The sequence below is a fragment of the Ruegeria sp. BHSA191 genome (assembly GCF_059613325.1).
Genome location: NZ_JBXWSH010000011.1, coordinates 41,066 through 52,059 on the forward strand (window position 1 = coordinate 41,066; position 10,994 = coordinate 52,059).

Sequence of the window (10,994 nt, forward strand, 5' to 3'; positions counted from 1 at the left end):
CAGATGTATTAAACCTTGGTATCTGCGTGGTTTCTGCATATTTTCATCGCCAGCCGACCTGTTGCATCTTTTTCCGAAGTGTAATCTCTATTCGTGTCATGAATTGGACACGAAATGTATTACGAAGCCAAGTCTGCAGCGAAGTACGTCGCCCGCGATTTTCGCAGTTGAGAGTATGTTGTGTGAGTAGTGGTATGACCTTATGAAAATCGCGATTTTTGGCTTGGGGTATGTTGGGTTCACCGCGGCCTGCTGTCTGGCCCATCAAGGGCACGAAGTGCTGGGCATCGACGTCAATGCCGACAAGGTGTCCGAGATCAACTCCGGCAAACCACCCATCAAGGAACCGCAGGTCGGCGAACTGCTGACCCAGGCACTGGACAGGGGACTGATCCGTGCGGTCGTCGAATGCCCCGATCTTTCAACCTGCGATTTGGCCATCGTCTGTGTCGGAACGCCCAGTTCGACCGACGGCTCCCACAACATGAGCTATGTGGCCGAAGTCACCCGGCAGATTGCCGAAACCGTATCCGAGAACCGGGCGCGTCCGTTGACGGTTGCCTACCGGTCCACCTTTCGGCCCGGAACCGTCGCGCAACTGGTCGAGCCGATCTTTCGAAGCTTTCTGGGCGATCGGGTCGCGCAAGCGGTCGAAATCGTCTACAATCCGGAATTCCTGCGCGAAGTCTCGGCCGTGCATGACTTCTTTCACCCACCCAAGATCGTCGTCGGCACGAAAGATGGCTGCCGCTCCGATGTAATGGACGCGCTGCACGAGGGCCTTGACGCGCCAGTTTTCTACACCTCGTACGAAGAGGCCGAGATCACCAAGTTCGTGGACAACACCTGGCATGCCACCAAGGTGGCCTTTGCCAACGAAATCGGCCGCATCTGCCATCGCATGGGCGTATCCGCAAAAACCATGCACCAGATCTTTGTCTCGGACACCAAGCTGAACATTTCGCCTTACTACACGCGGCCGGGCGGCGCCTTCGGGGGGTCTTGCCTGCCCAAGGACGTGCGGGCCCTGCAACATATCGCGGGCGAGATCGGTGCGCATACGCATCTGATCGACAGCCTGCTGCGCACCAACGAGGCGCACAAGACCTACCAGGCCCAGGACATCATGGCCCGTCTGCCCGATGGGGGCAGGGTGCTGATGGTGGGCCTGGCCTTCAAGGCCGGCACCGACGACCTGCGTGAAAGCCCGAATGTCGACATCGCGCGCCGGCTGCTTCAGGGCGGGTACAAGCTGTCGGTCTACGACCCGGCCATCCGCCCTGCCGACCTGCGCGGGCAGAACCTGGGCTATGCCTTCACGCATCTGCCTTCGGTCGGCAGCCTGCTGGTCGATCGGGCCACAGCCGAAAAGGGGCCGTGGGATCTGGTGATCGGATCGAATGCGATCGTGAACGATTTGAACCTTGGCGATTTTCCGGTGGTGCAAACCTATGAATATGACTGACACCACCCTGGCCGTTCAGCCGGTCTCGATGGATGAATTGCGGCGGGCCCGGCCGCTGCAGGGGCTGAAAGTTCTGATCGTGGTCGAAAACCTGCCCGTCCCCTTCGACCGGCGCGTCTGGATGGAGGCGCGCACGCTGGCCGCCGCCGGCGCCGTCGTTTCGGTGATCTGTCCGACCGGAAAGGGCCACGAAGAGCGGATCTGGGAAGAAGAAGGCATCAAGGTCTATCGCCACCCGCTGCCACTGGATGCAAGCGGCGCGCTTGGCTATCTGCTGGAATACGGCGCGGCGCTGTTCTGGGAATCCTGGCTGGCGTTGCGGATCAAGCTCAGCCGGGGCTTTCACGTCATCCACGGCTGCAACCCGCCTGATCTGATCTTTCTAGTGGCGTTGCCCTTCAAACTGTTCGGCGTGCGGTACCTGTTCGATCATCACGACATCAATCCCGAACTCTACGAGGCCAAATTCGGCCGGCGCGGGTTCTTCTGGAAACTGATGAGGACCTTCGAACGTTTGACCTTCGCGTCGGCCCGGGTGTCGATCGCGACCAATGAAAGCTATCGCCGGATCGCCATCGAACGCGGGGGCATGGCGCCCGAGGATGTATTCATTGTGCGCTCGGGCCCGGACCTGAGCCGTCTGGAGCGCGTTCCGCCCAACCCGGCCTGGCGGAACGGTCGAAAATACATGGTGGGCTATGTCGGCGTGATGGGCGATCAGGAGGGGATCGACCTGCTGCTTGAATCCGTGGCCCACCTGGTGCAGGGGCAGGGCCGGGACGACATCCAGTTCTGCTTGGTCGGCGGCGGACCCAGCCTCGAGAAACTGCGCGAACAATCCGCCGCGATGGGCCTGTCGGACTACGTCACCTTCACCGGGCGGGCACCGGATCGGGACCTGTTCGAGATCCTGTCGACGGCGGATGTCTGCGTGAACCCGGACCGGGTAAACGAGATGAACGACAAATCCACCATGAACAAGATCCTTGAATACATGGCCTTCGAAAAACCGATCGTCCAGTTCGACGTGACCGAGGGCCGGTTCTCGGCGCAGGACGCGTCTCTGTACGCGCGGCCGAATGATCCGGTGGACATGGCGGCCAAGATTGCCGAACTGCTTGAAGATGAAGAGCGTCGGGCCCGAATGGGCCGCTATGGCCGCGCGCGGGTCGAGTCTGAAATGGCCTGGCCTCATCAGGTGCCCGCCCTTATCGCGGCCTACGAACGGGTGTGGAAAGGCTGAAATATTGCAACTTATTCCGTGGCCCGGTGTGCATTTGGTCTAGCGGATACGCTCGGCCGATTCCGCAATCCCATGGCTGGCTTCTCAATCAAGTGCCAAGACAAAACAGCAAAGACGAGTGTGAGAGGCAAGGAAAACACCATATTGGACACTGGTGTCGTCATACCGGACTGGGCTGCAATCTGCTGGATGGGGAAAGCATAAATATAGAGTCCATATGAATAGTCGCCCAAATTATTGAATTTCAACAACTTTTCGCATCTTGAGTATCCCACAAAAAAAACTGCGTAAGATAATGTGATGGAGAAAACGGGCAAGAACACCGGAGTGAACCAAGTGACGAACGCAATACATGCTGCTCCGACGAGAGCAACCAAGGACAAAGGAATTTCATAGCGCCAGAGATAGAAACACATCCCGGTCAGAAATGGCAGTCCAAGCCGCGCCATCTGCTCAATTCGTGTGTTCAACTCCAACGCCATTGTAGTGGCGTAGACACCCAAGAACAACAAAACCAGAAACGCAAACGGCTTACGCCGTTGCAATAGACCCAACGTCCCGCAAATCAGGACTCCGGCGTAACAAGTGACCTCATAGGACAGTGACCAAAGAGAGCCGTTGATTGCCGGCCCATGTGGGTTTCCAACAAAAACACCTGGCAGTGTATACAACAAGTCAAACAAGGTCATGTTGCGGAAAAAATACTCGATTGTTGCAGGCCAAAATACACCGGCGGACGCAGCGGTCAAAAACAATCCCGAAACGAAAATGGTAATTATCAGGACAATGGTTAGCGCTGGAAAGAGTCTTAAAACCCGAGACACAAGAAAGGATGGTACAGATCGCTTCCGATCGAAGCTACGGGTAATGAAAAAACCCGAAATTGCGAAAAATATCCAGACACTGACTGTTCCAAGGGACAATCCGTGCAATTGGGCTTCAAGCGGTTGAACTGCCGCCTTGCCGAGGCTGAGAGGATATGCGTGTGAGACCAGAACGCCTGTTGCCGCGAGGATTCGGATCAGGTTGAAATGGTTGTCTCGACCGTTCGAGCGATCCGCAATACAGGGGCTGCTACCCAGAACTTTTGCGAGAGTCCGTTGATACATTTTCATCACCAAACTAGCTAGAATGGTACGAAACGCGGCATGCGGTTCAGGCTGGGCACCATGAACCGCTGCAGCCGCGCGTCGGCATCCGCCTCGGTTTCACCGGGCAGGATGGGCGTGACGAAACGGACAAGGGCGCCATCCGTCCGCCCCATGACAAAGCCATCCTGGATGACGCTCAGCTTGGCCCGGAAATCGTTGACCATCCGCTTTCCGCGCTGCTCGAACCAGTAGTAGACCAGCTGTTTCGACAGTTCTTTCTGGATCACCGCCCGATTGACGGTGAAACTGCCATAGGGCGTCTTGTCCAAGGTAATTTGATACGGCTCGAGGCTGAATATTTCCCACCCGCCGACAGGCAGACAGACCTCAGGGGAATGGATCCCGTCGCCGTCGGTCTGCTTGTCGTAGAAGGCCACGAACAGGTTCACGAATTCGCCCGACGTGGTGTCGGCATATGTTGCGTTCAGATAGTCGCTGGCGCCCAGGGTCCGCTCGACCTTCGGGTCGAGGCTGGCCGTCGACCCCGACCAGTTTCCGAGTTGCCGCGGATACAGAACAAAGGGATCGCGTTCCACCGGCTGAACATCGGCCGCGGGGCGCAGCACCCAAGCCGCGGATACCGACAGCGTCAGAAGGGCCGCGACAGCCAGTTGCAGCGAAGGCTTCAGACCAAAAATGCGCAGCGCGATGGGGCCGAACCCATCGACATCCAGATCGATCGCTTGTGCAAAGGGCTTGGGATCGGGGGCCATGCGCTGCAGCCCGATGGCCATCAGGAACAGGACCCCCACGCATAGCAGGAAGATAATCCAGCCCTCGAAGAAATGCATGAATCCTTCGGCCTGTTCGATGCCGTATTGATTGACCAAAATGCCGATCACGCCGATGCGGATCGAATTCATCAGAACGGTCAGCGGAGCGGCCGCCAGCAGCAGCACGACCTTGTGCCAGATCGGGCCGCGATAGAGCAGGGCGAACAGGTACGAGAAACTGAGAATGGGAAACAGATAGCGCAGGCCCGAGCAGGCCTCGGCCACTTGCAGCTTGTAGACACCCAGATCGATGACATTGCCTTCGATGAAGACCGACACGCCAGCCAGTTGCACGAACCACACGCCTAGTTCGGACGAGATCCACTGAAGGAATATCGTCAGCTTCCAGTACACGAACTGGGGCAGGGGCAGCATGAAAACCAGGTGAAAGACCGGCAATTGGTGGTGGCGGCCGCGCTGCCAGCCGAACACGGTCAGCACGACTCCGCCGGTCCAGATGATCATGGCATAGGTCACGATGTCCGGAATCCGCGCCAGATTGCCCAGAACCGCCACCGCAAGCGCCAGGGCGATGATCGCAACCCCGGGCCAGCGGTCTTGAACTTCGGGGAGTGTCGCCGGCGCGTTGCGCAATTCCCGCAGGAAGAGATACAGCGAAATGATCGGGATCAGCGGGCCGTGGCTGTATTCAGGCGTGCTCCAAGCAGTGCCCAGCGACACGATCCCGATCCAGAACACCGGGACCGATCCGGCCAGCAACAGCACGAACCAGCCAAATCCGGCCACGTTGATCCGTGGCCAGACCGCTCCCAGAGGTCCGCCGGACTGACCGGATTTCGACTCAAGCTGTTGCATCAACCCTCATATTGCATCGAAACCGCGGCGCAAGCATCCTCGCAGATCGAAATCCCGAAATCGTGATCGCCACCTGCGACGCATCGCGCCGATCACGGCTTGAGGGTGAACCGCCGCCCCAGTGTCACGAACACGCCGTTGGATGTTGCCCGGAACCCGTTCTGGTCGTCGTATTCGTACTGATAACCCATGTTGACCGCCCAGTCCCGGGTGATCGCACGGGAATAGGAGGCGTTGAACACACTACGCTGGCGCGGATTTTTAGGGCCTGACCCTTCGTTTTCCTGGTCGATGAAATTCACGCTGAACGACAGGGCCGACACCGGATTGATGATGTAGTCATAGGTCAGAAAAGCCAGCGTCTGCCGCGTTTCCACACTCTGTGTGCTGGTGCCGACCCGGCGCTGGATGGTTGCCCCGATCCGGGAACTGGCCAACCTGTAGCTATAGTCCAGTTGTCCGATCGGCGTCACCTCGTCGAACGGTCCTCGGGTGAATCCGATATCAAACCCAAAAGTCCCGTTGGCCCGCTGGAAATCACGCCCGAAGGTCGCATTGATGCGCGAGCCGTTCACGCCGAAGGTCTGGTCGATCAGAATATCGGCGGACCCGTCCGGCAGCGTCTTGTTCCAGGAAAAGTCCCAGACGAAATCCTCGGTCACGTTGCTGGTGTTCGAAACGCGCTGGGTGTCGTCAACCTTGCTGTAGCCGATATTCGCACTGACGGTCGTGGTGGCCGAAACATCATAAGTGGCGCCAGTTGACAGAACAGTGGTGTTGCGATCCGTCTGCACGGCGTCATCGGCCTGGAATTCGCGGTAGTTCAGGCTGACGTTGGTCTGCAAGACCGGAGAGATCCGCATCAGCACGCTTCCGAAGAAGTCATTGGCGTTGTTGTCGAACAGTCCTGGATCGATGGTGTTGGAATAGCTGCGTTCACGATAGTTGTAGGAAAACCGGAACCCAAGGGGGTCGTTCAGTCCCGTCTGCCAATTCAGATTGCCGCGGGTATCGACCTGATCGCCGATCGTGCCGATGACATCGGCAGCATCGATCACCCCATCCAGGTTGACGTCGGTCAGCGACCGGTTGAAGGCCAGATCCCGTTCGCGATACGAAGCCAGCAGACTGAAGTTGCTGTTGGCGTTTCTGCGCTGATAGTTCAGCTGGGTAAACGGGTCGGAAAAGCTGCCATCGGTCCCGATGATCGGCTCGTTCGCGATGCGATACAACCCCGACAGGTCGAATTGCAGGGTCGAGTTCGGAGTCTGGTTCAGAATCCCCAGGGCCAGCGTATTCTCCCACCAGGTGGTCGAGCCCAAAGATGGATCCGTCAGACGCAGGTTGTCGTCGTGCCGCAGCGACGACAGATAGTCCAGCGTCACGGTCAGACCGGTGCCGGTACCCGCTGCACCTGCGGCTTGGCCCACCCGTCGCGCAGGGTTGCGCTGCGCCTGCTGCACGATCAGCTGCTGGCTGGGCGCTTGCTGCGTGGTGGCCGGCTGCGTCGTTGTCTGCTGCCCCGACACCTGTTGGCCCGTGGCGGGCGACACTGCCGCCACGAAAGCGACGCTGCCCAAAAGCGTCAGGCCCTGCCTCTTCCTGAATTTCCCCACCTGTATCTGCCCCTATTCGAACAAGCGGCGCGAGGGTACGACCACGACGTCTCCGGGTTTGAGCACCGTATTGCCCTGAATGCCACCGCCCGCGCCATCATAGTTGTAGAGGTATTTGTTCATCACGCCTGTTTTGCTGTCCACCCGTCGCAATTCGATGCGTTTGCGGGCCGCGAAGTTGGTCAGGCCGCCGGCCTGGGCCAGAACCTGAAGAATTGTCGTGCCTTCCGTCGCCGGAAGCTTTCCGGGAATGTTGACCTCGCCCATGACGAAGACGTCGATCGTTGGCCCTGTCGGCGTCAGGCCGGGAAGGGCCGGGGCCGCAAGGGCTGCGATCGACGCATAGACGGTCGGAGGTGTGTTGAAGTTGTTCGCCAGTGCCGACGCCAGCGCGGTCTGCAACCCGCTGGTCGACTTGCCGGCCGCCCGGATCGTTCCCGCAAGCGGGAAGTTTATGGAGCCGTCAGGCAGAACCAGCACGGTTCGGTTCAGGGTCGGGTCCTCGAGAACCTCGATTTTGAGCGCATCTCCCGGCTGGATCTGATAGGAACCCTGCGCGAAGGCGCCGGTCGACAGCACCAAGGCCGTCACGAAAGTGATCAATGATCCGATGACTGTCCGCATGTTCAATTCTCTCATTTTCCCAAAGTATGCCCATTTTCTCCATTCGTCACAATCGGCCTGACGCAGCAAACGGGATCGGTGCGGCAGAATTGCCGCGGACCTTCTATTGACCGCCGCTCAACTCGATCTGCAGCCGTTCGATCTCGGCTTCGATGTTTGTCACCACATCCGGGGCCGCTTCCCTCGATTGCGCAGCCTGATAGACACGCAGGGCGTCCTCTCTACGCCCGACGGCCTCATAGGCTTTGCCCAGATGCTGCAGGACCACGGGATGATCCGGCAACCCCTTTGCCGCACTTTCCAGATATGTCAGCGCCTCGTCATAGTTGCCCAGACGATAGGCGACCCAGCCATATGTGTCCTGAAAGGCCGGAATGCGGCTGCCACGCAGGCTCCGCACAAGAACTTGCGCCCGCTGCAGGCTTTCGTCGTCATCGCGGCGGGTCGTCAAAAGGCTGGCCAGATTGTTCGCCACGACCGGCGAGCGGTTGCTAGCGGTATAAGCCTTTTCATATGCTGCAATCGCCGCTTCCCATTCGCCGGCCCACTCATAGCCTTCGGCCTGCAACATCAGCAGGTCCGCGTTGTCGGGCAAGGCGGTCAGCGCTTGTTGCACCGTGGCCCGGACCTGCTGCGGATCTTCATGGCGTTTTTGCAACGCGATCAGCCCCAGCCAGGCCCGCGCCGATTCCGGGTCATCGGCCACGATTGCGCGGTACAGCCGCGCGGCCGCTTCCGGCTCTCCCTTCTTTTCGAGCACATGCGCCTTGACGATCCGCAGGATGTTCGACTCCGGCGCCTCAGCCAGCAGGGAATCCAGGCGGGCTTCGGCTCCGGCAAAGTCGTTTTGAACCACCATCAGACGGATCAGGGCGAGATCGGCTGGCAATCCGAATTCCGGGTCTTCCGCCAGTTCGCCCAGAAACGCCGCCAGATCGCCGGTGCGGTTCTGCCCTTCCATCATCCGCGCCTTCAGCTCGCTGGTTTTGCGGCGTGTATCGGGATCATCCAGCGGGTCGAGCGCCTGCAGCACGGAGTCCAGCCGGGGCCAGTCCTGCAAGGCGACATAAACATCGCCCAACGTCAACAGAAGCCGAGGGTCGGTCGGGGCCTTGCGCAACGCGTCGATCAGGACACTTTCGGCGATCTTCAGATTGTTCTCTTCGATCAGGTGCAGGGCATAGTTCAGGGTTTCGGTCGGCGCGTTGCCGGACAACTCGACCGCAAGCGCCAGCATTTCGCCCTTCAGGTTGCGGTCGCCGTTTCGGTCATGCGCCTGAGCCATCAAGGTCACGAGCTGCGGGTCGCGTGCGTTCGTCTCGAGCGCCGCGCGCAACAGCAGGATCGCGTCTCCAATGGCGTCATCCTCGATCAGCCACGCCGCCTTGAGCTTGACGGCCTCGGTCTGGGTCGGGTCTTCGCTCAGGACGCGTTCGATCACGGCGCGGCCTTCTTCCGGATGGCCGGACAGAATCAGCATCCGCGCGAACTCCACCTCGTTCTCACGTGTCTGCGCCGTGCGCGGAGCACCATCCAGCAAGGCGCGCATCTCGGACAGCGCCCCATCGATATCGCCTGACTGGAACCGCAGCGCGGCACGCATCATTCGGTATCGCGCGGCATTCGGCCCGCCCGCCGCGATGGTCCGGGTCATTTCCGCGATGGCGGCATCATGGCCGCGATGCTCGGTCAGAAAGGCAATCAGACGCTGAACGGGAAAATAGTCTTCGGACAGCGGATCCGCCTTGGCCCGCAGGATCTCTTCGGCATCGTCCAAACGGCGCTGATCGATGAAATGTTCTACCAGCATCTGCTCGACGCCCTGATCGCCGGGGAAGACGTCGATCATCTGGCGCAGCTGCTTTTCGATCTCGTCCGTCTTGCCCAGCTGCTGAAGAGCGTGGAGCCGGATCGTGTAAAGGTTCCCCTCGGTCGGCGCAAAAGCCAATGCGGCATCCACCTGGTCGATCACATCATACCAATCCTGGGCGCGCACGAGATGATCGATCACCACGTGCCGAGCCGTCATCATGTCGGGGCGGTCATTCAGCATTGCGCGCGCCGCAGCGACGGACTGTCCGACGCCGGCATCGTTGCCATCCCGCACCGCGTCGGTATAGGCCAGCGTGTTCTGCAACGACGCGATCTCGGCCTCTTCCGGGGCCAACTGCGCGGCCTTGGTGACATAGCGCCGCAGATCTTCCCACAGCCCCTGTTCCAACGCCATTTCCGCCAAGGCCCGATTGCCTTCGAGGTTGTCAGGATACTGTTCCACCAACAGCAGATACTGGCGATAGGCCAGTGGCACGTTGCCGCGTTCGCGCTCGAGCCGGGCGAAGGTCAACCGCGCTTCTTTATGTTGTCCGTTCAGTTTGAAAACGTTCTTGAACTCGATCAGCGCGCGCTCGACGTCGCCGTTCTCGAGATGGGCAAGACCGGCCTGATAATGCGCCTCGGCCCGTTCTTCCGCTGTGTCGCAGGCGCTGAGGAAAAGCGCGGCAGTCAGCAGGAATGCCGCGAAGGTCCTGCCAAGAAGGTTTCCGAATGCGTTCATCACGTCACTCCTGCAACTGCCAGCGTCGCTGCCTGATGCCGGGCCATTCTCAACAGCCGGTGCCGCGAAGGACCACGAAGAGCGTTTTGAACATGATCGAAAGATCGGTGCCGAAGGACATCGTTTTCCAGTATTCCGAATCGTGATGCGCCCGCTCGGCGAATGAGGACTGGTTGCGCTCGGATACCTGCCACCGGCCGGTGATGCCCGGCCGCATCACATAATACAGGTGCCCGGGATACATGCTTTGCTGCTTGACCATCATAGGTCGCGGTCCAACCAGGGACATCTCGCCAACCAGCACGTTCCAGAACTGCGGCAGTTCATCCAGCGACGACTTGCGCAAGAAGGAACCCAAGCGGATGATCCGGGGGTCGTCTGTGAGTTTCTGATTGCGCTCCCATTCGGCACGTGCGTCAGGGTTGGCTGCCAGATGCGCCTCGAGGACGGTTTCGGCGTCCTTCACCATCGTGCGAAGCTTCAGCAGGTGGAAGGTCTTGCCATTTTGGCCGACACGCTTTTGACGATAGAAGGGCTGTGCGCCCTGAAAGGCCAGCAGCACCGAGAAAACCACCACCAGCGGCACGACGATGGGCGCGGCAGCGATCACGAATACAATGTCAAAGGCTCGCTTTCCGAAGCGTCCATAAAAACCGGAACACCGATCTGCGGCCGGCAATACCGGAACTCTGCGGTAACCAGTCCCGGCTACCTCCTTGGAATGGATTGTCACTATTTAAACCCCCAGCACA

The 10,994-nt window shown here is 59.5% G+C and carries 8 protein-coding genes; 2 read left to right on the forward strand and 6 right to left on the reverse strand.

The window, feature by feature from the left end; translation table 11 throughout:
* Positions 1–202 precede the first annotated feature (202 nt).
* Together AC2FNS_RS12025 and AC2FNS_RS12030 are read left to right on the forward strand one after the other, a co-directional pair.
* Positions 203–1,465, forward strand: coding sequence for a nucleotide sugar dehydrogenase (locus AC2FNS_RS12025; protein WP_496797526.1), 1,263 nt, complete (start codon positions 203–205; stop codon positions 1,463–1,465).
* A complete protein-coding gene (locus AC2FNS_RS12030) occupies positions 1,458–2,708 on the forward strand; it encodes a glycosyltransferase family 4 protein (protein WP_496797525.1) in 1,251 nt (416 codons plus the stop codon). Before AC2FNS_RS12025 ends, AC2FNS_RS12030 begins: the two co-directional genes overlap by 8 nt.
* Before the next feature lie 11 nt (positions 2,709–2,719).
* Here the strand turns inward: AC2FNS_RS12030 and AC2FNS_RS12035 are convergent, their stop codons facing one another.
* The 6 genes from AC2FNS_RS12035 to AC2FNS_RS12060 all read right to left on the reverse strand — a co-directional run bounded on the left by AC2FNS_RS12035 (position 2,720) and on the right by AC2FNS_RS12060 (position 10,975).
* Entirely contained in the window at positions 2,720–3,823 is a 1,104-nt protein-coding gene (locus AC2FNS_RS12035; RefSeq protein WP_496803868.1) for an acyltransferase family protein, read from the reverse strand.
* Positions 3,824–3,834: 11 nt separating this feature from the next.
* On the reverse strand, positions 3,835–5,448 hold the full coding sequence (xrtD, locus tag AC2FNS_RS12040) for a VPLPA-CTERM-specific exosortase XrtD (protein ID WP_496797523.1): 1,614 nt from the start codon (positions 5,446–5,448) through the stop codon (positions 3,835–3,837).
* A gap of 92 nt (positions 5,449–5,540) precedes the next feature.
* Positions 5,541–7,064, reverse strand: a complete 1,524-nt coding sequence (locus tag AC2FNS_RS12045) for a hypothetical protein (RefSeq protein WP_496713660.1) — start codon at positions 7,062–7,064, stop codon at positions 5,541–5,543.
* Positions 7,065–7,076: 12 nt separating this feature from the next.
* Positions 7,077–7,703, reverse strand: coding sequence for a polysaccharide biosynthesis/export family protein (locus tag AC2FNS_RS12050; protein WP_496683764.1), 627 nt, complete (start codon positions 7,701–7,703; stop codon positions 7,077–7,079).
* An 88-nt stretch (positions 7,704–7,791) separates the two neighbouring features.
* Positions 7,792–10,242 carry a tetratricopeptide repeat protein gene (locus AC2FNS_RS12055; protein WP_496797521.1) on the reverse strand — a complete coding sequence of 817 codons (2,451 nt, stop codon included), beginning with the start codon at positions 10,240–10,242 and terminating at the stop codon, positions 7,792–7,794.
* A 49-nt stretch (positions 10,243–10,291) separates the two neighbouring features.
* The gene (locus AC2FNS_RS12060) at positions 10,292–10,975 is read right to left on the reverse strand and encodes a sugar transferase (RefSeq protein WP_496794863.1); all 684 of its coding nucleotides are present in this window, start codon (positions 10,973–10,975) and stop codon (positions 10,292–10,294) included.
* Between the last annotated feature and the right edge of the window lie 19 nt (positions 10,976–10,994).

What these genes read in the sequence shown, in the direction of transcription:
- AC2FNS_RS12030 (WP_496797525.1), top strand. Translation starts at nt 1,458, where the DNA reads ATGACTGACACCACCCTGGCCGTTCAGCCGGTCTCGATGGATGAATTG.
- AC2FNS_RS12055 (WP_496797521.1), bottom strand. Translation starts at nt 10,242, where the DNA reads ATGAACGCATTCGGAAACCTTCTTGGCAGGACCTTCGCGGCATTCCTG.
- xrtD (WP_496797523.1), bottom strand. Translation starts at nt 5,448, where the DNA reads ATGCAACAGCTTGAGTCGAAATCCGGTCAGTCCGGCGGACCTCTGGGA.
- AC2FNS_RS12025 (WP_496797526.1), top strand. Translation starts at nt 203, where the DNA reads ATGAAAATCGCGATTTTTGGCTTGGGGTATGTTGGGTTCACCGCGGCC.
- AC2FNS_RS12050 (WP_496683764.1), bottom strand. Translation starts at nt 7,703, where the DNA reads ATGAGAGAATTGAACATGCGGACAGTCATCGGATCATTGATCACTTTC.
- AC2FNS_RS12035 (WP_496803868.1), bottom strand. Translation starts at nt 3,823, where the DNA reads ATGAAAATGTATCAACGGACTCTCGCAAAAGTTCTGGGTAGCAGCCCC.